Genomic DNA, 19,272 nt, shown 5'->3' on the forward strand with positions numbered 1-19,272 from the left:
TGGAATTACCCCCGTAATCCCTGCATATTCGTGCAATCGGCTTACGGTCCCATTAACGAGGGTTCCCACCGCCGCGTGCGACATGCTTTCCAGATTGTTAACGAGGACACCCCCGACCACGCCAAGCGCCGCCCCTCACCGGCGCGCCGGTGATCTGCCCCTATGTGCTGGATGACGCCGCCGGGCGAGCGCCGGGCGCCGCGGTGCGCTGGTGGGTGGCGCGACGGCGAGAGCTGGTTCTGGGACACGCTGGCCGATGCGGATGCCGGCAGCAATCCCGCCAACTGGCAATGGGTCGCCGGCTGCGGCATCGATCACGCCAAGGGACGCGAGCGCGCGCTCACCGCCTACGCAAACATCCGCAAAGGTTGAGCGTCGCTTTGACACAATTTTGAAACCCGCTATCGTCATCGCTCCATGCAAACCGTGGGGGACACGATATGGACGACGACAAGCCGATCACCGAACAGGCGATGGACACGATCACCGCCGCCGTGGAAACGACCAAGGACGCCGCTGTCACCGCCGTCAAGCAGGTGAAGAAAGCCGCCAAGAAGGTCACGAAGAAGGTCGCGCCGAAGAAGGCTTCCAAGAAGAAGGCCAAGAAAACCTCGAAGAAAGCCTCGAAGAAGTCTTCGAAGAAAGCTGCAAAGAAGTCGTCGAAGAAGGCGGCCAAGAAAACGGCAAAGAAAGCCACGAAGAAATCTGCGAAGAAGGCTGCCAAGAAAACTGTCAAATCGAAAAAGAAGGCCAAGCGCTGATCGCAACGCCGAAGTCTCCGGGTGCGGACGCGCCCGGAGACGGCTGCAGCGGCACCCTACCCTCGCCGTTTGGCTGCGCGCCGGCCCGGGTGATGCTCACCTTGCGGATCGCGAAATTCGCTGCGATGGCCGCGCCGGTCCTCGGCGTTGAAGCGCCGCCGCTTCTCGGGTGAGCCGAACTGCTTGATCAATCTCCTGCCGTTCACCTTCTTGATGACGTAGCCGCCCTCGGTCATCGAGAACGGCTCCTTGAGCGATCCCATGTGGTCGAACTTGGTGCCGCGGGGATGCTTGAAAGGTTCGAACCAGGACGGATAGACAAAGTTCGACATCGGGAAGCCGTTGACGACGAAGGCATCCTCTTCAACTGCGTCGCAGACCTCGTAGGCATATTGAGTGTGCCGGGTCTTGTCGGCCCACAGATTGGCCATGGGGTCGAGCACCATCTCGAACAGCTCATGCGAGGCTGCCAGACTGACCGGATCGTCCTCGGCCAGCGCCTTGAGGAAGATCTTCGAGATCGGCTGACCGCGATGCGTCAATTCATGTCGCCCGAGGAAATTCTTGTGGGTCGCATCGTCGAAATAGACCAGCTGCCAGTCGGTAGGTTTCGGCTTGCGGGTGACGTCGAGATCGACGGGGTAGCCCCAGACCGGCAGGAAGTGCTCGTCGTAACATTTCTGCAGCGCGGCCGTGAGCCGCGCCATCATCCGCTCGCTCATCATCTCCCCTGCATAATTGATGCAGGCAATCCGGACCGGCTTCAGGGACCTGCCGAGCAGTGCACGACGCGCTGTCTTCATGGAAATCACCGTGTGAAAGGGAAGCTGAAATGCCCCAAGCCTAACATGGAAGCACCATGCACGTCAGGGATGCATTCCGCGTACCGCCGCATCTGCCTAGAAGCGCCGGTTGACCACGACCACCGCCGCCGCGCACATCGCCATGCCGGCGATCGCCAGCGCATCAAGCTGTTCTCCGAACAACAGATAGGCCATCAACGCCGTCACGGCGGGCACCATATAGAACAGGCTCGCAACCGACGTGGCAGCGGCGTGACGGATCAGCCAGTACAGCAGCCCGATCGACCCGATCGAGAGCGCCACGGCGAGCCAGGCCAGCGCGAGCATGAACTCCCGCGTCCAATGCACCACGCGGTCCTCGAACAGGAAGGCGCCGATCGCGAAGAAGATCGTGACAGACACGTACTGCACGAGATTGCCGGCGCGCCAGTCGATCTGGTTGCAGTAGCGGCGCTGATAGAGCGTGCCGAGCGTGATGCTGATCAGCGAGACCACCGAGGCGAGCCAGCCGAGCCCGGCTTCGCCGGTCATGGGGCGGCCGTGCAGGATCAGCACCACGCCGCCGAGGCCAAGCACGAGCCCCGCCCATTGCACCGGCGTCACCTTCTCGCCGAGCCAGCGGTTGGCGATGGTCGAGGTCAGGATCGGCTGAAGGCCCGGAATCAGCGCGGAGAGCCCGGCCGGAATCGAATGCGCGATCGCGATTGCGGTGCCGCCGAGATAGAAGCCGTGGACGAGGATGCCGGCGACCGCACTGTGCGCGATGCCGATACGGTCCGGCCATTTTGGTCGTGCAACGCCAGCGATGATCGCCATCAGACCGACCACGAACGCCATGCGGATGGCGAGGTAAGTCAAGGGATCGGCATTGTTGACGACGTATTTGGTGCCGATGAAGCCGGTGCTCCAGAGCAGGACGAACAGGATCGGCGCGGCGCGGGCGGCCAGGGCTTCTTGATTTTGGTTCATTGCCGCCCTCATTGCCCCACAGGGGCCAATGCGGCAATGCGAATTTCGGCCAATTTCGTCCGGGACGATGCTGCGCTGCGACGGGCGGCGACGGCTCAGCCGCTCACCATTCTTCCGGGCAGGGATCGATGATCTTCCAGAGATCGACGCCGTTCTTGATCTTTTTCATGTCGGTGGTGAGCCCGCCATTGCGGCGGATCCAGTCCTTCACCGTATCCGGGTAATAGGCCATCAGGTCGGACGTCCCCTCCGCACTCGTGACCTTGATGCCGAAGGTGAAGGCCTTGTCGTAATAGGCCTGGTGGAAGCCGAGGCTGGCGCGCGGCGTCACGCAGATCTTGTTCATCGGCACGATGCCGAGCACCAGCGTGCAGGCCGAGTTGCAGATGCCGTCGATGATGACGCGCTCGCCCTTCTCGCGGACGCGCTTGTACTTGACCTTGTACTCCTCGACATAGCCGCCGTGATCGCGGGTGATGTGCAACTCGGCCCGCGCCGGCGCGGCGGCGACGACCGAGAGCAACAGCAGGCTCAGAAGCGTGATGCGCATGGCGAGGTGACGGCGAAAGCCCTTAGGAATGGGACCGGCCTCGAAGGACCCCAAGATGAACCCTTGGGCCGGCGACAGGATTCTTAACCGGATTCTCTTTGGTCATACTTGTGTGGGAAATTCGTTAAGCATCCCGAAAAGGCCAAAAATGGGCAGGTCTGGGCCGCAGGTCCGGCAATTCTGTCACACCTACCCGGGAATCTGCGGGGTTGGCCCCGATTTCCCGGCCCCGGACGGGTGTTCCGGCCGCCCGAAATGGCTATAAACGGCTGACCTATTCGTGCGGGTTCCGGAGATTCGAGATGAGCAAGTTGAAGCTTGTAGCCGCGGTTGCTGCCCTATCGGCCGCAATCCTCGCCCCTGGCCTCGCAGAGGCGCGGGGACATCACCGATACCACCGCCACCACACGAACCCGCTGCCCTACCCGATCAGCTATCTGCACAATTACGGGCCCGGCATCACCCCCGGGACCTTCGCCTTTTACGACGGCCCGTCGACGAACCATTGCCAACAGAGCGCCGCCGCCTATCTCGGCCAGGACCGCCGCCGGCACCCCTGCTACTGAGCGGCGCAGGCGCGTCCTCCGCGGGGGCCGTTATTTGGCGGCGCCTGACAACAGCAATTGCTTCTCGATCTCGCAGACCGGCAGCTTGACGAGGTCCTTGCCGACCTCGCCCTGGAGTGCCTTGCGCACCACGTCCGAATAGTCGGCGCGGATCATCCCGAGTGCACGCGGTGAGGCCACCATGGTCAAGGCCGAAGTCTCGCCCGAGCTGACGGCGGCATCGAGCCGGCCGGCCAGGCTGCGCAGAAAGGCGCGCTCGGCCTCGTCGTGCCAGTCAGTTTGCCTCACCGAGCTGCGCGCGCCGCCGGCCGCGCCATGGAGCCTGCCCGGATGGAGCCTGCCCGGCGCGTCGGTCCCTTGCGCAGCGCTCGAGGGATTGGGCTGCTCGTGCACTTCCCTAGTATGGAGGTTCGGAAACATCTCGTCGCCGAGGTTTTCCTGAATGAGCGCCAGCGCCCGTCGCATACGACCAGCCAGTCACCCTTGTCTAATCTCATCTTGTCCATTGCACAGCTCCAAAGCGATCTCGCGAGCCTGCTCTTCGAATTCCTCGAAAGGCTGGCCACGACGACAAGCTTAGGGAGGAAGCCGCACCAGCGAATTGCGCAGGATCAAGGATGGCCGCGATGTCCCGCGGGACAACACAATGCAAGCACAGTATTGGTCACGAGCACGAACCTGGGATAGTCTGGCGGAGCTAAAGGTCAGCCTGCGGCGGACTGGCTGAGGATTTGTTCATCAGCATTACATTTCGGTTCCGCCACAATTTGATCAGAACAAACTTCGATATCCTGTATTGCGTAAGCGGAGGAAGACATCATGAAGCTTAGAACTGGCCTCGTCGCCGCGTCCTTGTTGGGTGCAATGTTCGGTGCCTTGGCGGCATCGCCGGCGGCGAATGCCATGCCCATCGCGCCTGCTCCTGCGGCGCCGCAGGTCTCCGACGTCGAGCAGGTCCGCATGGTCTGTGACGCCTGGGGACGCTGTTTCTGGCGTCCGAATTATTATGGGTACTACGGCGCGCCGGCCCCGTATTACGGTCCCCGATATGCGCCGCGCTATTATGGTGGACCGCGCTATTACGGTCCCCGCTATCGCGGTTGGTGATTCTAAAGGGCCCCTCCGGGGCCCTTCGCTTTTGCGAGATCATGGATGTCGCGGTTGGTCTGGAGTCAACCCAAAACTGATCTAGATCAAAGATGAAATCCGCCGCGCCGTCATTCTGCGGTGATGGCCGATTTGATCGTTTTTCGATGCCTCAGACGGCATGAATGTGCAGACGCATCTTGAGAAGCAACAGAGACAGGAGGGGCGGAGCTTGGCCTCCTTCGCCTGTCCCGCCTGCACGCGGCTCCATTTCATCGACCTCACCTCCGGCCAGCCGATGAGACCGTTGACGACGACATCGATCCGCCGGGCTTCATGCCATGATGTCCGCAATACTACGGCCCGGAATCCGGTTTACTGAAGCGCGATGTTTCGCCATTGATGACGATGTACTGACGTTCATTTGATTGTCACATTGCGACAGCCGGCACACGCATGTTGTTCGACGCCCTCGCCCCATCCTCGGCGCTTCAATTGATCGGCTTTGCCGACGTCGACGCGTTTCGGCCGATCGAGTCGATGGAAGATGCGAGAAGCATTCCGCTCGACGTCTCTAACTTCGCCGCGGCTCGCGCTGTCGTCTCCCTGCCGGCGTGCCGCATCGTCATGATGCGTTCGTTCGCGCGCATCCTCGACGCCGCTTATCGGATGCCCGGTGGGATGGTGATCCTGTCCATGACGGACGACCTTCAGGTCAATTCCAAGGGCATGGATCTCGACGCGCGTTTCTTCATCGCGCTCCGCGGCAAGGATGAATGCCATTTCGTCGAGCCCCAGACCAATTATCATGCGATGATCATCTTCTCACCCGGCCTGAGAGACCGGGGCTGGTTCGATCAGGCCGACGATCTGCGGGCCTATGTCGCGAACCGGCCCGCTTTGCTCCACACACGGCAGCTCCTGCTCGACATTCTGCGAACCGCGTCGGTGCAGCCGGTCCTGTTCGAAACCACCGAGGTCGCCGCCCATCTCCAGGAAGGTCTGCTGCTCGCGCTCGACGATCTGTTTCGAATAGATCCGCTCTCGGACCGGAGTGCCTTGGTCCAGGGCGCGCGGTCGGTCAAACTCGTGCAGCGGATCGACGATTACGTCGCGGCCCATCCGACTGCTCCGATCTATACAGCCGATCTCGCCGGTGAGTTTGGCGTCTCGATCCGGACGCTTGGCGGCGCGGTCAGCAAGGTGCGCGGCATGAGCCTGCACCAGTACATCCGCCTGAAAAAATTGTGGGCGACCCGCTCTCGCCTCCTCAAAGGCGGCGGCGCCACGGTCGCGACATGCGCGCGCGCCCAGGGCTTTCATCATCTCGGCGAGTTTGCCGCAGCTTACCGTGCGACATTCCACGAGGCGCCATCCGACACGCTGGCACGGGGTCGGCACACAGGCTAAGGTCGCAAACCCTTGCGACGACAATGCGGCGTCAGCGCCGCCGTCGGAACATATCCGGAAATGGCGCGCTCGGAGAGATTCGAACTCCCGACCCTCGGAATCGAAATCCGATGCTCTATCCAGCTGAGCTACGAGCGCCCCGGCCCACACGTTGGGCCGCAACCCAGACGCCCCAGATCGCTGCTGGGCAGCCAGCAGGCCGGACGACGTTTGGATAGGTCCGAATTAGCAGAGAGGCCGCCCAATAAAAAGCCCTTCCCGCCTCGATTCGAGACGGATCAGACTAGGCTCCTACCAAGTGCTGTTGAAGAAGCCGAAATGCGGCTGCTGCGCCATCACCATCATCGGCCGACCTTGCTGCGGCGCCGGATGCGTTCTGGCGACCTTGCGCTTGGGCTGCTGCTGCGCCGGGGTCTGAGAGGGCTGGGCCTGAGGAACCTGGGCCCGTGCCTGAACTTGCGCCTTAACTTGCGCGTCGGCTTCTGTCTTCCTGACCGCAGCGGCATCGGTCTTCGCGGCCGGCGTGAATTGGGCGAACGTCTCGCGGACTCGCGCCTTGGCTGACATCTCAGCCAAAGCGGGCGACATGCCCTCCACAGGCGGCTGGGGAGCCGCGACGGCGGCGATCTTCCCCGCAGGGGCAGCGAGCGTCGGCTGACTGGTGTCGAGCACGACGCGCTCCGGCAGGTGGCGATCAGACCGGATCCGGATCAACGGCTGTTCGTTGCTTGCGGTTGCGACAGCCGGCGTCACCGGCGAACCCGGCAGAACGTAGTTCGCCGCGAACAGCAGTGCGAGCAAAGCTCCACCGACAAAGACGAAATACCGAAAGATGGGCATAGGCCGCGCTCCGCCCCCGCATCCCCGCGTGGGCTCTTCGCCTTAACAGGCGATCATTTAATTGGTTCCTGGGCCCAGCCGTTCGGTTCAAATGGCGACGTCAAGTTTTTTACCAAGGCCCCAGAACAGTAACTTTTCCGCTACCGGAAAATGCCGCCCTTACGTCCGACGTGCTGCCACAAGCGAGCACTTCGCCTGATCGGCATTCACGTTGACGAATCCGACGGGAATACGTGCAAAGGTCTTGCGGCTCTTCATGCTGACCGGGTCCGCCAGAACGCGGCTGCGGTCGGTGAGATGACTGCCATCGCGCCGCGCAAAAGCGCAGACGATCTCGATATCCTTTACGGCATAGTCATTATCGTTGCGCAGCGTGAACGTCACCAGCGCTTTCGAGCCAAGCCCGCCGCGGCGCCAAGTCTGCGATGAAATCCTCAGCCGACCGAGTTCTGCCATTGCCGGAGTCTCGGCTTCGGAAGCCGGCGATAGGGCTGCCGCATTGCCCGCAGCCGGCGTCTCGATCGCCGCCACGTCGGACGTCACTGGCTCGGCACTATTGCCTTTGGAAAGCGGGAGCAGCATCCAGACGCCGCAACCGACGATGATGATCGCCAGCAGCCACAGGAGGCTTCGGCCAAATGAGACGCTCGCGATCGTCACGGCACGCGCCAGACGCTCGCCGGTTCCAGCGAGACGCCCTGACCCGATCCAGTCAAACCGAGCGTTCATGGTTGCGTCACCGATAGCGGCCGAAGCGCGCTCGAACGACGCACTGCGCCGTTTACCTTAATCCCAAAGGGCGAATTATGGTTCCCGCGCAGCTATGAATCGGCAAGGGCGGTGGCGGTCGTCGACCGGGGCCGCTAACATGCGCTGCAACATCGAAAGACCCGTCGGGAGAACATGAAATGCCAGTCGTCACTTGGGATCACGTCCATCTGCGCAGCCCCGATCCGGCGGCGACGGCGGCGTGGCTGCGGGACATCCTCGGCGGCGAGATCGTGCACGCACCGGGACGAATCGACGTGAACCTCGGCGGCGCTAGAATCTTCATTGCGCCTCTCGAGGGCGACAATCCGGTCAACCCGCCGCCGCCGCATCCCCATCAGGGCCTCGACCATTTCGGGCTCACTGTGAAGGACATCGACGCCGTCGCCGCCGAGATCAAGGCCAAGGGCGTCACCTTCACGCGTGAACCGACCACGATCCGTCCCGGCGTGCGCATCTGCTTCATCCGCGGCCCCGAAGGCATCTCCGTCGAGCTGCTCGAGCGCGACAAGAAATATACCTGACACGGCGCGCCGCATCGGCCACCGGGCGACGTGCCGCCCGCTGCGCCTAAGTCATGCTACCGGGCATGAAGCAGCGGATGGCGACCCCCATGTAGCCGTAGATCGGCCAGACCATGGTGCGCCCCACCCGGTTCGGCTCCGAGATCACGGCCTCCTCGGGCACCTCGACCCAGACGAGCTCCTGCTGTCGGCCGTCGATCACGTAGCCATAGCGCGGAACGCGGACCCGATAGTGTCCGTCCTTGCTGTCCCAGTCGGCGTCCGAGAGGGCCGAGCCGTCGGCATCGGAGCAGCAAGGCCCCTTGCCGCTGCGCAGGCCGTCGAACCAGGCCTTCAATTCGGCACTGATGTTGGCGAACTGGCCGCGGTCGCGCGCGTGCCCGAACGGGGCTGCGAGTGCGATCAGGGCCAGGGCGCAAGCGAGGCTCGCCATTCTTCGCCAGCGCATCCTTCGCCAGCGTGCCACGCCGCCAATCCGCCGTTGTCGTGTTTCGCAATTCGTGGCACGCACACTGCACGGACGCGGCTCCTCGCCGCCGGAAACGATCCTGTTGCTCACGTTTGTCTTGCTCCAGCACCCCGCGGCCAGTGCAACAATGGTTATGCATTTCGTGGGCCAACTTGATTCGCAACGACTGGCCTCACTTCATGATCAGACCGTCATGGCAGTGTCATAGACAAGCTGGGACAACTACGGCTCGCAGGCAGGCACGCATGATCGGCGGCCAAACTCCCGCGTTGCGTGAGCGGATGCGCTTTGGCATAAATGCCCTACCGGTTACGGCATTGGGCGATGGCGGCCGGCCTCGGGACGTTATGAAGAACGGCCTCTATTCGATTCACGTGAACCTGCTCGATGGTCGGGTCGGCAAGGGCAGCGGCGTGATTCTTTTTCGTGACGGCAAGATTCTCGGCGGCGATGCCTACCTCTATTACACCGGCAGCTACACGGTGAAGGACAATACCTTCAAGGGCGAGGTGCTGGTCCAGCGTCACACCTCGCCGCGCGGCGACGACAATCCGCTGTTCGGCGGCCCGGCTGCGGTCGGCATCGGCGTCAGCGGCACCTTCACCGAGACGCGCGGGGACATGACGGGCACCGCGCTGGTCGGCAAGGCCAGCCAGATTTTCGGCGCGACACTGCACAAGCTCGCGGAGGTCGACTAGAGCACCTCGAAAACGCTCGAGCTATTCCGCGGCCTGCTCGAGCGGCGCCACGCGCGGCAGGACGATCTGGATGCGTGTGCCGCCGCCCGGTTCGGAATCGAGATCGAGGCGTCCGCCGAGCCGGTTCGTGACGATGCTGTAGACGATGTGCAGTCCGAGGCCGGTGCCGCCCTGGTCACGTCTTGTGGTAAAGAACGGATCAAACGCACGGCGGCGGACGTCGAGCGACATGCCGCAGCCATTGTCGGAGAAGATGATCTCGACATTGTCCTTGCCGGACTCGCGCACCTGGATGTCGATTGTCCCCGGCCGACCGTCCGGGAAGGCGTGCGCCACCGCGTTGAGAAACAGATTGGTCAGCACTTGGCCGTATGGTCCGGGATAGCTGTTCATGGTCAGATCAGGCTGGCACTCGACATTGAGTGTCAGATTGTGCTTGCGCAGGCCGGGCCGCAGACTCATCACCACCTGCTCGGTGAGGTCACCGAGATCGAAGCTGCGCTGGTCCGAATAGTTGCGGTCGGCGGCGACCTGCTTGAACGACTGGATCAGCTCGGCGGCGCGGTTGAGATTGGAGACGAGCTGCGATGACGCGTCGCGGCTGGTGCTGAGGAAGTCGTTGAGCGTGGAGCGGCGGAGCTCGCCGCGCTCGACCTCGGCGGTGAACATCGCGGTCTTGCGCTCCAGCGCGGAGGCGACCGTGAGGCTGATCCCGACCGGATTGTTGACCTCGTGCGCGACGCCGGCGACGAGGCGCCCGAGTGCCGCCAGCTTCTCCGCCTCGATCAGCGAGGCCTGGGTCTCGCGCAGATTGCGCAGCGCGGTCTCGGCGGATTCCTTGGCTTTCCGCATCTCCTGCTCGCCGCGCTTGCGCTCGCCGATGTCGAGCGCCACGGTGACGATCCGCTCGATCTCGCCTTCGGCATCGAGCAGCGGCAGCTTGTTGACCAGCCATTGCCGCATGTGGCCAGAAGCGTCCTTGTACTCCTCTTCGTAGAAGCCGAGACCTTTTCGAAGCGTGAGCACGCGCTTGTCCCTCTCGTCGGACTTGGCCGCGCCGTAGCGCGACATCAGGTCCGCCGTGGTGCGCCCGAGCGCATCGCCGGGCTCGATGCCGAAGATGCCGGCCATGTAACGGTTCATCAGCACGTAGCGCAGGTCGCGGTTCTTGACGTTGATCACTGCCGGCACCGTGTCGATAACCTGCTGGAGCAGGCGCCGTCCTTCGGCGATGGCGTCTTCAGCGCGCTTCTGGTCGGTGATGTCGCGCAGCGTGCCCTCGTAGCGGACGATGTTGCCCGCCTCGTCGCGGACGCCGGTGGCGCTGTCAGACAGCCAGAGGATGTCGCCGCTGCGCTGGCGCACCTGGTATTCGAACTCGCGCACCATGCCGTCGCGGGTCATCAGCCGCTGATATTCGACGCGCGCTTCGGGATTGAGGTAGATAGTGTGGGCGATGTCGTTGATGCTGTCGATGAGGTGCTTGGGGCTGTCATAGCCCATCATCCGCGCCAGCGCCGGATTGGCGTTGAGGAGATCACCGGCCGGTGTCGTGACATAGATGCCGTCGACCGAGCCCTCGAACAGTTTTCGGTAGCTCTCTTCGGCGAGGCGCTGCTCGGTCAGTGCGCGCACCGCCGCCTCCCGCGCCGTGTCGGCCTCCTCCAGCGCGCGGCGGAACACTTCGGCCGCCCGCGCGATGTCGCCGATCTCATTGTCGAGGTCGGCGGACGGGATCGAGGTGTCTTTCTCGCCTGCCGCAAGCGCGCGAATCGACCGCGCGATCTGGGCGAGCGGACGCACCGTCCGCCGCACCACGAAGCCGGCCGCGAGGATGCCGATCAGCACGCCGATGCTGCCGAGCACGATGCTCTGCCACCGCGCCTCCGTCAGCGTGCGGGCAAAGTCGCGCGACAGCACGTGGCCGCGCCGGGCGCTGACCTCGCGCAGCAATTCGGTGACGCGGCCGATCAGCCGGCCCTCGGTTCCCAGCACCTCACGGTCGATGTCGGCGATCTGCCGTTCCCGGACAGCGACCGCGATGATCGCCTCCGCGTAATCATTGACAGCCGATCTCAGCTTGGCATCAGGGAAGCCCATCGCCCGCATGCTCTGCGCCGCCTGCTCGGCCGCGGATGGGTTGCGCGCGAGCAATCCGAGCGCGATCCGGCTCTGCGCTTCCGACAGGCGGGACGCCAGCTCGCGGTCCGCGGTGCCGGAGACAGCCGCGTCGAACTGGTCGCGGAGCGGCGGCAGGCCGGCCAGCAGCTGGGCACGGCGGTCGATCAAGGTCGAGATCCGCTCCAGACCACTGCGGTAGGTCGCAAGCCGCTCGGTGACCCCGTCGATCATATCCTGCTGCTCGGGCACGAGTTCGATGCGGGTCTTCTTCAGGATGTCACTGAGCGTCGAGGCCGCCTCGCCCACCTGCTTGAACTGGATGCCGGCGCCGGGGTCGGTGACGAAGTCGCGCGCGGCGAGCCGCAACTCGTTCATGCGGCGGTCAATGTCCTCGGCCAGGTCGCCGACGCTCTGGAGCCGTTGCAACTCGGCAAAGGTCGTGTCGATGTGCCGGATCGCGATCACGCTCGCGGTCGAGGTGACGATGATCACCGCCAGCACCAGAAGGAAGCTGCCGAAGGTGAGCTGGCCGATGGAGAGTGAGAATGTTCGCTTTTTCTCAGGGGTCGGCGTCAATTCGGCGGACATTGGTGATGTGAGGACCCGTCTATTGGAGGCCCAATATACGACGTATTGCGGTCCCGGGGGAACATGCGTCTGGCCGCCGAATATCCTTAATATTACAGCCGTGCCGCCCCCTCGGCCTCGGGTTATGACGTTTTGACACTGGCCGGCCGCCGGGCCGGGATGGTCATGGCGGCGACGCCGACAACCACACAGGCAAGCCCGATCCAGGCGGTCCGGCTCAGGCTCTCGCCGAGGAAGGCGACGCTGATGGCAACCCCGATCGGCACGCGGAGATAGGCCTGCGCCGTGGTGCCGACCGAACCCAGGGTCTGGATCAGGCGGAAATAGATCACGAAGGCTGCGGCGGTCGAGAAGGTCGCCAGCGCGAGCAGCGCCAGCACGGAACTCAGCGAGGGCGACAGCGTCCAAGGCTGTTCGACGATGAGCGAGGCCGGGACCAGCGCCGCCGCCCCCGCCAGCAGCGAGCCGGCCGCCGGCGCCATGGGATCGAGGCTCTTGAAGCTGCGACCGAAGATTGCGGCGCAGGCGTAGCAGATCGTGGCGGCAACGATGGCGGCCTCCGCGACGAGGCCGCGTCCCATATCCTGGAAGGCATCGACGCCGACGATCAGCAGGATGCCGGCCATGCCGGCGACCACGCCGACCAGCTTTCGCGGTGTCGTCGCCTCGTGACGCGTCACAACGGCCGTGAGCAGGAAGGTGAAGATCGGGCCGGCCGAGTTGAGGATGGTCGCGAGCGCGGCATCGACATGGCGCTGGCCCCAGGCGATCAACGTCCAGGGCACCACGCTGTTGAGCACGGCCTGGAAGGCGAAGCGTTGCCAGGTCGCGGCATCCGTCGGCAGCCTGATGCCCCGCGCCCACATGATCGCGAGCAGCAGCAGGCCCGCAATCGTGGTGCGCGCCGCGATCAGCGTGATCGGCGGAATGGTGGCGACGCCGAGCTTGATGAAGGTGTAGGAGCCGCCCCAGAGCGTCGCCAGCGCGAGCAGCAGCGCCAGCTCGACGACAATGTTATTGTCCTGCCGGTTGTCCATGTCGCGCGCTCCGTCCCATTGTCAGGGGACGGAACCTAGCGCGCCTGCCCTCGCCGATACTTCGCTTTCTGTCGAAGTGTCCTAGCCGCTGGCCCGGACCTCGAACACTTCGCCGTCATAGCCGGCCTCGCGGGGAATGCGGAGCTGACGGCCGGTTTCGGTCTTGGTCATGACAGGCATCACCGTCACGACGGACATGCCGCGGGCGTGCTCGAGCGCGGCGCTGACGCTGCCCTGCTTGGCGAGCCGGATCAGATTGCGCGTGGTCGGGAACGGCAGCTTGAAGCGGCCGCTCTCGCCGCCCTCCACCGCCTCGCGCGGCGAGACCCAGATCGAGTCGGTCGACTCCCGGCCGTCATGCGCGCCGAGCTGGTCGGGCGGTGCTGCCGCAAGGAAAAACCAGGTGTCGAAACGCTTTGGCATGCCCTCGGGCGTGATCCAGTGCGCGTAAGGCACGAGCGTATCGAGCGCGAGCTGGAGGCCGTTGTCGGACAGAATGCTCATGAAGCTGATCTTGTGCTCGTTGAGCGCGACGCGATGTGCATCAGCGATCTCGCCGGCGCGCTTGGCATCGACCGGCGTGCCCGAATCCTTCGACCGTGCCAGCAGAATGCCGCTTTCCTCAAAGGTCTCGCGGATCGCGGCGATCCGGAAGCCGCAGTCCGCTGCGCTCAAGCCCTCGCCGCCCGAATACAGGTCGGACCGGGCGACGATCTCCTGATCGCCGGCATCGACGCTCCCACCGGGAAACACCAGCGCGCCCGAATTGAACTCGATCTGGTGATGGCGCACCATCATGAAGACTTCAACTTCGTCGCGACTCTTGCTGTCGACCTTCGCGCGGTCGCGCAACAGGAGGATCGTCGACGCGGGACGTGATGCGGCGGTCTCGGCCATTCAACTAACCTGCGGCGCTGGATTGCGGGCCGAGATTGGCGCGCTTGTCGACGCGGGCAACGCGCGACAGCAGGTACTCGACCTCAGCCTTCGCCGCCGGCGTGATGGTCGCAGCCGGCTTGCGCTGGGCGCTGGAGGCGATGATGCCGCGCTTTTGCAGCACGTATTTGCGCACGGCAAGGCCTGCGCCCGGCTGCTGCTCGTAACGGATCAGCGGCAGATGTGCGTCAAACAAATCATGGGCGGCGTCGCGCTTGCCTTCCTTCGAAAGTCGCACGACGTCGATCAGGAGTTCGGGGAAGGCATAGCCGGTCATGGCGCCGTCGGCGCCGCGCTCCATCTCGAAGTCCAAAAACAGTCCGCCATTGCCGCAGAGGATCGAGAGCGGCCGCAGCGAGCCGTCCTTCTGGAAATTGCGCAGCGCCGAGATCTTTTCCAGCCCCGGCCAGTCCTCGTGCTTGAGCATCACGCAGTTCGGATTGTCCATCACGATTTTGCGAATCACGGCGGGGGTGAACACCACCGACAAGGTCAGCGGATAGTCCTGGAGCACCCAGGGCACATCAGGCCCGATCGCCTCGGCCGCCTGCTTGTAATAGCCGACGATCTGGTCGTCGGTGCGAAGCGACGGCGGCGGCGCAATCATCACGCCTGCAGCGCCTGCGTCCATCGAGGCCTTCGCCAGCGAGCGCATGGTGGCAAAACCCGGCGCGGAGACGCCGACGATCACCTGCATCTTCTTGGCACGCTTGACGAAGCGTACCGCCACCTGCTCGGCCTCGACGGCATCGAGCTTCGGCGCCTCGCCAAGAATGCCCAGCACCGTGACGCCGTCGCAGCCGACCTCCTCGTAGAAATCGGTCAGGCGGTCGATCGAGCGCTCGTCGATCCGGCCGTCATCGTGGAACGGCGTCGGCGCGATTGCGAAGGTGCCCTTGGCATCGGCGGTGAGTTTCATCAGTGCTCTATCCTCTTGTTCGTCATTCCGGGGCGATGCGCAGCATCGAACTATGGTGCGCAATTGCGCACCTGAGAATCTCGAGGTTCCGGGTTCACGCTTCGCGTGCACCGGAACGACGAAATCAGGCTAAAACCGCCGCGCCCCCATCTTGATCTGTTCTTCGGAGAAGAAGATCTCCTCGGCATGATCGGCGATGTCCCGGGCGTTCCAGCCCGTGTGCGGCGGCTTCCAGCCGTCCATTTCCATCATCCGCATTTCGCGTACGCCGCGGGGCCCGGACACGCCCAGCACCTTGCCGGTCTGGTCGCCGGACAAGTCGCTGACCATGTATAGCACGGCCGGCGCGATGCCGTCCGGCCCCAGCGCCGCACCGGGGTTCTCCTTATAGCGGGGCAGATCTGCGGTCATGCGGGTCATCGCGCCCGGCGCGAGCGTCCAGATCCGGATGTTGTATTTGCGGCCCTCGATCGCCAGCACGTTGGACAGGCCCCAGATGCCACCCTTGGCCGCGCCGTAATTGCTCTGGCCGAAATTGCCGATCAGGCCAGAGGTCGAGGAGGTGTTGACGATGACGCCGCCGCCGTTTTCCCGCATCCAGCGAAACACCGGCATGGTGCAACAAAAGGTGCCCTTCAGATGCACCTTGATGACCTTGTCCCAGTCGGACTCAGAGGCCTTGGCGAAGGTCTGGTCGCGCAGGATGCCGGCATTGTTGACGAGGATGTCGGCGCGGCCGAAATGCTTGATGGCGTCGTCGAACACCGACTGGCCGCCCTCCATCGTGGAGATGTCGGCACCGTTGGCGACCGCCTTGCCGCCCTCCGCCTTGATCGCGTCCACCACAAGCTGGGCCATCGATTTGTCGGCGCCGGAGCCGTCACGGGGCCCGCCAAGGTCGTTGACGACGACGGACGCCCCTTCCCGCGCGAACAGCTTTGCGTAGGCCTCACCGAGCCCCCCGCCCGCGCCGGTGATCAGCGCAACCTTGCCATCGAGCAGTCCCATGGTGGCGTCTCCCTGCTTGTTTTTCCTTACCTCGCCCCGCTTGCGGGGAGAGGTCGGATCGCCCTCGCGATCCGGGTGAGGGGGTACAGGTCTCAATACCGTCTCGGCTCGTGGTGAGAGCCCCTCACCCCACCCTCTCCCCGCAAGCGGGGCGAGGGAGTGCAGCGCCGGTGCGTCCCTAACCCAGCACGGTCTTGCCGTTCTTGATCACGGTGACGCCGCGCGACTTCACCTTGGCTTCGAACGAGATCACGTTGCCGTCCTTCCAGAGGTCGATGGTCACGGTCTCACCGGGATAGACCGGCGAGGAGAACCGCGCGACGTGCTGGCGGAAGGCGGAGGCGTCGTAGTCGGCATAGGTCTGGAGCACGCCGCGGCAGGTGATGCCGTAGGTGCACATGCCGTGCAGGATCGGACGCGGGAAGCCGGCCTTCTTGGCGAACGCGGGATCGGAATGTAGCGGGTTGCGGTCGCCGCAGAGGCGATAGACCAGTGCCTGGTCGGGACGCGTGACGATGTCGATGGTCGTGTCGGGTGCGCGCGACGGCATCTTGTGCGGATCGGGCTGGGTCAGGTTCGGTCCGCCAAAGCCGCCATCGCCGCGGGCGAAGCGCGAGGCGACCAGCGTCGCCAGTTTCTCGCCCTTCTCGTTCTTCAGCACGGTCTGGTGGCTGATCACGACGCCCTTGTCCTTGCCCTTGTCGTAGACTTCGACCACGGAGGAATCGGCGGTGATGTGCGCGGCGACCGGCAGCGGCTGGTGGAAGGTGATGTCGCGCTCGCCATCGACCACCATCACCCGGTTGAGGTTCATCTCGCCCGGACCCGCGCCCCACGCCGCAACGGACGCGAAGGTCGGCACCACCTTGAGCGGCCGCGGCGTCAACGTGCCCTCGTTGACGAAGGCGAGCTCGTTCTCGTCCATCGGATCGGCGCCAAGCCCGATGCCACAGGCGTAGAGCATCACTTCGCGATCGGTGTAGGCGTATTTCTGGCCGAGGTTTTTCAGGGCTTTGAGTTCGTCGTATCTGGCGGACATTTTCTGGTTTCCTCCCGGCAGCTTCAGCTGAGCGGCGCCATTGTTGCGCCCTCTCCCCTTGTGGGAGAGGGCTACAAGGTGCTCGCAACAAACTCGTTTGGGTGAGGGGTTCGCTCCTCATCGAACAATCTCTCTGTGGAGAGATACCCCTCATCCGGCGCTTCGCGCCACCTTCCCCCACAAGGGGGGAAGGGAAGAACTCGCCGCGCCTACTAGACCGGCGTGAAGAAGGGCAATGGAGCGCCATCGGTTGGCTTGAACACTACCTTCACTTTCTGGCCGATCTTCAGCGTCGTCAGATCGCAGTCGACGAAATTGGTCTGCAGCGACGGCCCCTCCTTCAGCGTGACGTAGCCGATCGCGTAAGGACCTGTCGGCGACTTCCGCATCAAGCTCCAGGTGTAGATCGTTCCCTCGCCCGAAGACTCCTCCCACACAGTCTTGTCGGAGTAGCAGAACGGGCAGATCGCGCGCGGAAAGTAATGCGCCTCGCCGCACGCCGTGCAGCGCTTGATCATGAACTTGCCCTGCTTGGCCGCGTCCCAGAACGCGGCGGTCTCCGGATTGGTCACCGGGGCCGGATATTTCTTGGCTTCGCTCATCACACGCGCTCCAGAATGGCGGTCGAGGCGGCGTGGCGAACTCCCAAAAGCCCGCCGGTGCCGTGGGCGATGGCAAGGTCGCAGTTCTTGACCTGCACCTTCGGATGCGCCTCGCCGCGCAGCTGCCGCACGGCCTCGAGAATCTTGGTCATGCCGCCGCGGTTGACGGGATGGTTGCTGCAGAGGCCACCGCCGTCGGTGTTGAACGGCAGCTTGCCGACGCCCGAGATCAGATTGCCGTCGGCGACGAATTTGCCGCCCTCGCCCTTCTTGCAGAAGCCGAGGTCTTCGAGCTGCATCAGCACCGTGATGGTGAAGCTGTCGTAGATCGAGGCGTATTTGATATCCTTCGGCGTGATGCCGGCTTCCTCGAACGCACGCGGGCCCGACCAGATGCCAGCGGAGTATGTGAGGTCGAGATCCTTGCCGCCGCGCGGGCCCTTCATCGCCTCGCCGTGGCCGATCAGCTTGACCAGCGGCTTCTTCAGGCTTTTTGCGATCTCGGGTGTCGTCACGATCAGCGCGCCGCCCCCGTCGGAGACGACGCAGCAATCCATGCGATGCAAGGGATCGGAGATCATCGGCGAGTTCAGGACGTCCTCGACGGTGACGACGTCCTTGAGCATCGCATGCGGATTGTATTGCGCGTGGTGCGAGGCAGCGACCTTGATCCAGGCGAGCTGCTCGGAGGTGGTCCCATAGTCGTGCATGTGGCGCATGGCACAAATGCCGTAGGCATTGTGCGTGGTCGCGCCGTAGGCCGACTCGAAGTCGGCCTCGGCGCCGGCAGCGCGCGGCGGCATCGCCCCCGTGCGCGGCTTGCCGGCGAGCGTGATCAGCGCGATCGAGCACTTGCCCGCCGCGATGGCTTCAGCGGCGTGGCCGAGATGGATGATATAGGAACAGCCGCCGGTCTCGGTGGAATCCACATGGCGGAGTTTCCTGGTGTTCAGACCGAGATAGTCGACCATCGGCCAGGCGCCGCCGGGCGCGTCACCCGCGCAAAAATAGCCGTCGACATCGTCCTTGCTGAGCCCGGCATCCTCGATCGCGCCCTTGGCGACCTCGGCATGGAGCTGGGCGGTGGATTTGTCCGGCGCATGCCGGGTCGGATGTTCAAAAATCCCGGCAATGTAGGCCTTGCCCTTGATGGTCAAAACAGAGGTCTCCGCTCGCGTTTCTTCTTGCTCCGTTTTTCTGAACCGCGGTGGCCTGATTGGCAAGCGCGGAAATATTCCGTCGCGCGAGAGGGCAGCGGACTGGCGCAAATATTTCGTTTGACCCGTCGCCCTCGATCTCGCCGAAGAGGCGAGCGCCTCAGGGAGACGGTTCGTCAGCTATGGCCAAAATCCTAAAGGTGATTTGCCCGACGACACAGGCGGTTTCGCTTTATCGAAAACCAAATGTCGCGAAAACAACCCCATGCACAGTAGAACGGTGGTTGATTGCAAAGAGGAATTTGCAAGGCGGAAAAAGCGCACCCACCTCTCGCCGTCCAGTCCTGGCGGAGCCGGGAATGCCTCGTCTTGCCCTTGTCCGCCCTGCCGGACAACGTGGCGCCACCGCCCCTATCTGCTA

The 19,272-nt window shown here is 63.9% G+C and carries 21 protein-coding genes, 1 tRNA gene and 2 pseudogenes; 7 read left to right on the forward strand and 17 right to left on the reverse strand.

The genetic code is table 11. The features are described 5' to 3' along the window. Positions 1–216 precede the first annotated feature (216 nt). Positions 217–372 (forward strand): annotated as a pseudogene (locus IVA88_RS11885) (FAD-binding domain-containing protein); the annotation flags it as partial. 68 nt (positions 373–440) lie between these two features. After that, complete coding sequence (locus IVA88_RS11890) at positions 441–761, forward strand: histone (RefSeq protein WP_247497474.1); 321 nt, start codon at positions 441–443, stop codon at positions 759–761. 56 nt (positions 762–817) lie between these two features. Here IVA88_RS11890 and IVA88_RS11895 read toward each other — a convergent pair whose 3' ends face one another. The 3 genes from IVA88_RS11895 to IVA88_RS11905 all read right to left on the reverse strand — a co-directional run bounded on the left by IVA88_RS11895 (position 818) and on the right by IVA88_RS11905 (position 3,083). Beyond that, positions 818–1,564: a hypothetical protein gene (locus tag IVA88_RS11895; RefSeq protein WP_247497475.1), complete on the reverse strand. Its 747-nt coding sequence runs from the start codon at positions 1,562–1,564 to the stop codon at positions 818–820. Between the two features lie 96 nt (positions 1,565–1,660). Beyond that, the gene (locus tag IVA88_RS11900) at positions 1,661–2,533 is read right to left on the reverse strand and encodes a DMT family transporter (protein ID WP_247497476.1); all 873 of its coding nucleotides are present in this window, start codon (positions 2,531–2,533) and stop codon (positions 1,661–1,663) included. Positions 2,534–2,636: 103 nt separating this feature from the next. Continuing rightward, positions 2,637–3,083, reverse strand: a complete 447-nt coding sequence (locus tag IVA88_RS11905; protein ID WP_247497477.1) for a hypothetical protein — start codon at positions 3,081–3,083, stop codon at positions 2,637–2,639. A 302-nt stretch (positions 3,084–3,385) separates the two neighbouring features. On the opposite strand from IVA88_RS11905, the gene IVA88_RS11910 reads away from it, so the two are divergent. Further along, positions 3,386–3,649 (forward strand): hypothetical protein, encoded by a 264-nt coding sequence (locus IVA88_RS11910; protein WP_247497478.1) that lies wholly within the window; start codon positions 3,386–3,388, stop codon positions 3,647–3,649. A 30-nt stretch (positions 3,650–3,679) separates the two neighbouring features. Here IVA88_RS11910 and IVA88_RS11915 read toward each other — a convergent pair. Together IVA88_RS11915 and IVA88_RS11920 are read right to left on the reverse strand one after the other, a co-directional pair. Then, positions 3,680–4,155 (reverse strand): annotated as a pseudogene (locus IVA88_RS11915) (host attachment protein). Between the two features lie 198 nt (positions 4,156–4,353). Then, the gene (locus IVA88_RS11920) at positions 4,354–4,560 is read right to left on the reverse strand and encodes a hypothetical protein (protein ID WP_247498023.1); all 207 of its coding nucleotides are present in this window, start codon (positions 4,558–4,560) and stop codon (positions 4,354–4,356) included. On the opposite strand from IVA88_RS11920, the gene IVA88_RS11925 reads away from it, so the two are divergent. Together IVA88_RS11925 and IVA88_RS11930 are read left to right on the forward strand one after the other, a co-directional pair. Next, positions 4,469–4,756, forward strand: a complete 288-nt coding sequence (locus tag IVA88_RS11925) for a hypothetical protein (protein ID WP_247497479.1) — start codon at positions 4,469–4,471, stop codon at positions 4,754–4,756. The two genes, IVA88_RS11920 and IVA88_RS11925, sit on opposite strands and share 92 nt — an antisense overlap. 435 nt (positions 4,757–5,191) lie before the next feature. After that, on the forward strand, positions 5,192–6,145 hold the full coding sequence (locus IVA88_RS11930; RefSeq protein ID WP_247497480.1) for an AraC family transcriptional regulator: 954 nt from the start codon (positions 5,192–5,194) through the stop codon (positions 6,143–6,145). 61 nt (positions 6,146–6,206) lie between these two features. Here IVA88_RS11930 and IVA88_RS11935 read toward each other — a convergent pair. The 3 genes from IVA88_RS11935 to IVA88_RS11945 all read right to left on the reverse strand — a co-directional run bounded on the left by IVA88_RS11935 (position 6,207) and on the right by IVA88_RS11945 (position 7,714). Beyond that, positions 6,207–6,283, reverse strand: a tRNA-Arg gene (locus tag IVA88_RS11935). 153 nt (positions 6,284–6,436) lie between these two features. After that, on the reverse strand, positions 6,437–6,985 hold the full coding sequence (locus IVA88_RS11940; protein WP_247497481.1) for a hypothetical protein: 549 nt from the start codon (positions 6,983–6,985) through the stop codon (positions 6,437–6,439). A 159-nt stretch (positions 6,986–7,144) separates the two neighbouring features. Next, positions 7,145–7,714: a hypothetical protein gene (locus IVA88_RS11945; RefSeq protein ID WP_247497482.1), complete on the reverse strand. Its 570-nt coding sequence runs from the start codon at positions 7,712–7,714 to the stop codon at positions 7,145–7,147. A 179-nt stretch (positions 7,715–7,893) separates the two neighbouring features. On the opposite strand from IVA88_RS11945, the gene IVA88_RS11950 reads away from it, so the two are divergent. Next, the gene (locus tag IVA88_RS11950) at positions 7,894–8,277 is read left to right on the forward strand and encodes a VOC family protein (RefSeq protein WP_247497483.1); all 384 of its coding nucleotides are present in this window, start codon (positions 7,894–7,896) and stop codon (positions 8,275–8,277) included. Positions 8,278–8,323: 46 nt separating this feature from the next. Here the strand turns inward: IVA88_RS11950 and IVA88_RS11955 are convergent, their stop codons facing one another. Then, positions 8,324–8,836 (reverse strand): hypothetical protein, encoded by a 513-nt coding sequence (locus tag IVA88_RS11955; protein ID WP_247497484.1) that lies wholly within the window; start codon positions 8,834–8,836, stop codon positions 8,324–8,326. A gap of 257 nt (positions 8,837–9,093) precedes the next feature. Here IVA88_RS11955 and IVA88_RS11960 point away from each other — a divergent pair, with 257 nt between their 5' ends. Beyond that, the gene (locus tag IVA88_RS11960; protein WP_018455289.1) at positions 9,094–9,444 is read left to right on the forward strand and encodes a GrlR family regulatory protein; all 351 of its coding nucleotides are present in this window, start codon (positions 9,094–9,096) and stop codon (positions 9,442–9,444) included. A gap of 21 nt (positions 9,445–9,465) precedes the next feature. On the opposite strand, the gene IVA88_RS11965 is transcribed toward IVA88_RS11960, so the two are convergent. The 8 genes from IVA88_RS11965 to IVA88_RS12000 all read right to left on the reverse strand — a co-directional run bounded on the left by IVA88_RS11965 (position 9,466) and on the right by IVA88_RS12000 (position 18,851). After that, complete coding sequence (locus tag IVA88_RS11965) at positions 9,466–12,153, reverse strand: PAS domain S-box protein (RefSeq protein WP_247497485.1); 2,688 nt, start codon at positions 12,151–12,153, stop codon at positions 9,466–9,468. 122 nt (positions 12,154–12,275) lie between these two features. After that, the gene (locus IVA88_RS11970) at positions 12,276–13,190 is read right to left on the reverse strand and encodes a DMT family transporter (RefSeq protein WP_247497486.1); all 915 of its coding nucleotides are present in this window, start codon (positions 13,188–13,190) and stop codon (positions 12,276–12,278) included. An 81-nt stretch (positions 13,191–13,271) separates the two neighbouring features. After that, positions 13,272–14,087 carry an NUDIX hydrolase gene (locus IVA88_RS11975; RefSeq protein ID WP_247497487.1) on the reverse strand — a complete coding sequence of 272 codons (816 nt, stop codon included), beginning with the start codon at positions 14,085–14,087 and terminating at the stop codon, positions 13,272–13,274. 4 nt (positions 14,088–14,091) lie between these two features. Continuing rightward, positions 14,092–15,045, reverse strand: coding sequence for a dihydrodipicolinate synthase family protein (locus IVA88_RS11980; protein WP_247497488.1), 954 nt, complete (start codon positions 15,043–15,045; stop codon positions 14,092–14,094). Between the two features lie 129 nt (positions 15,046–15,174). Then, on the reverse strand, positions 15,175–16,053 hold the full coding sequence (locus tag IVA88_RS11985) for an SDR family oxidoreductase (protein WP_247497489.1): 879 nt from the start codon (positions 16,051–16,053) through the stop codon (positions 15,175–15,177). A gap of 178 nt (positions 16,054–16,231) precedes the next feature. After that, on the reverse strand, positions 16,232–17,092 hold the full coding sequence (locus IVA88_RS11990) for a MaoC family dehydratase (protein ID WP_247497490.1): 861 nt from the start codon (positions 17,090–17,092) through the stop codon (positions 16,232–16,234). A gap of 212 nt (positions 17,093–17,304) precedes the next feature. Next, positions 17,305–17,694: an OB-fold domain-containing protein gene (locus IVA88_RS11995; protein WP_247497491.1), complete on the reverse strand. Its 390-nt coding sequence runs from the start codon at positions 17,692–17,694 to the stop codon at positions 17,305–17,307. Beyond that, positions 17,694–18,851 carry a thiolase domain-containing protein gene (locus IVA88_RS12000; protein ID WP_247497492.1) on the reverse strand — a complete coding sequence of 386 codons (1,158 nt, stop codon included), beginning with the start codon at positions 18,849–18,851 and terminating at the stop codon, positions 17,694–17,696. The genes IVA88_RS11995 and IVA88_RS12000 overlap by 1 nt, the downstream gene beginning before the upstream one ends. Between the last annotated feature and the right edge of the window lie 421 nt (positions 18,852–19,272).

The organism is Bradyrhizobium sp. 149, from assembly GCF_023073915.1.
Taxonomy (GTDB): Bacteria; Pseudomonadota; Alphaproteobacteria; order Rhizobiales; family Xanthobacteraceae; genus Bradyrhizobium.

Excerpts from the sequence above, each read along its gene's own strand:
- IVA88_RS11890 (WP_247497474.1), top strand. The coding sequence starts at position 441 with ATGGACGACGACAAGCCGATCACCGAACAGGCGATGGACACGATCACC.
- IVA88_RS11895 (WP_247497475.1), bottom strand. The coding sequence starts at position 1,564 with ATGAAGACAGCGCGTCGTGCACTGCTCGGCAGGTCCCTGAAGCCGGTC.
- IVA88_RS11900 (WP_247497476.1), bottom strand. The coding sequence starts at position 2,533 with ATGAACCAAAATCAAGAAGCCCTGGCCGCCCGCGCCGCGCCGATCCTG.
- IVA88_RS11905 (WP_247497477.1), bottom strand. The coding sequence starts at position 3,083 with ATGCGCATCACGCTTCTGAGCCTGCTGTTGCTCTCGGTCGTCGCCGCC.
- IVA88_RS11910 (WP_247497478.1), top strand. The coding sequence starts at position 3,386 with ATGAGCAAGTTGAAGCTTGTAGCCGCGGTTGCTGCCCTATCGGCCGCA.
- IVA88_RS11925 (WP_247497479.1), top strand. The coding sequence starts at position 4,469 with ATGAAGCTTAGAACTGGCCTCGTCGCCGCGTCCTTGTTGGGTGCAATG.
- IVA88_RS11920 (WP_247498023.1), bottom strand. The coding sequence starts at position 4,560 with ATGGGCATGGCATTCGCCGCCGGCGATGCCGCCAAGGCACCGAACATT.
- IVA88_RS11930 (WP_247497480.1), top strand. The coding sequence starts at position 5,192 with ATGTTGTTCGACGCCCTCGCCCCATCCTCGGCGCTTCAATTGATCGGC.
- IVA88_RS11940 (WP_247497481.1), bottom strand. The coding sequence starts at position 6,985 with ATGCCCATCTTTCGGTATTTCGTCTTTGTCGGTGGAGCTTTGCTCGCA.
- IVA88_RS11945 (WP_247497482.1), bottom strand. The coding sequence starts at position 7,714 with ATGAACGCTCGGTTTGACTGGATCGGGTCAGGGCGTCTCGCTGGAACC.
- IVA88_RS11950 (WP_247497483.1), top strand. The coding sequence starts at position 7,894 with ATGCCAGTCGTCACTTGGGATCACGTCCATCTGCGCAGCCCCGATCCG.
- IVA88_RS11960 (WP_018455289.1), top strand. The coding sequence starts at position 9,094 with ATGAAGAACGGCCTCTATTCGATTCACGTGAACCTGCTCGATGGTCGG.
- IVA88_RS11965 (WP_247497485.1), bottom strand. The coding sequence starts at position 12,153 with ATGTCCGCCGAATTGACGCCGACCCCTGAGAAAAAGCGAACATTCTCA.
- IVA88_RS11970 (WP_247497486.1), bottom strand. The coding sequence starts at position 13,190 with ATGGACAACCGGCAGGACAATAACATTGTCGTCGAGCTGGCGCTGCTG.
- IVA88_RS11975 (WP_247497487.1), bottom strand. The coding sequence starts at position 14,087 with ATGGCCGAGACCGCCGCATCACGTCCCGCGTCGACGATCCTCCTGTTG.
- IVA88_RS11980 (WP_247497488.1), bottom strand. The coding sequence starts at position 15,045 with ATGAAACTCACCGCCGATGCCAAGGGCACCTTCGCAATCGCGCCGACG.
- IVA88_RS11985 (WP_247497489.1), bottom strand. The coding sequence starts at position 16,053 with ATGGGACTGCTCGATGGCAAGGTTGCGCTGATCACCGGCGCGGGCGGG.
- IVA88_RS11990 (WP_247497490.1), bottom strand. The coding sequence starts at position 17,092 with ATGTCCGCCAGATACGACGAACTCAAAGCCCTGAAAAACCTCGGCCAG.
- IVA88_RS11995 (WP_247497491.1), bottom strand. The coding sequence starts at position 17,694 with ATGAGCGAAGCCAAGAAATATCCGGCCCCGGTGACCAATCCGGAGACC.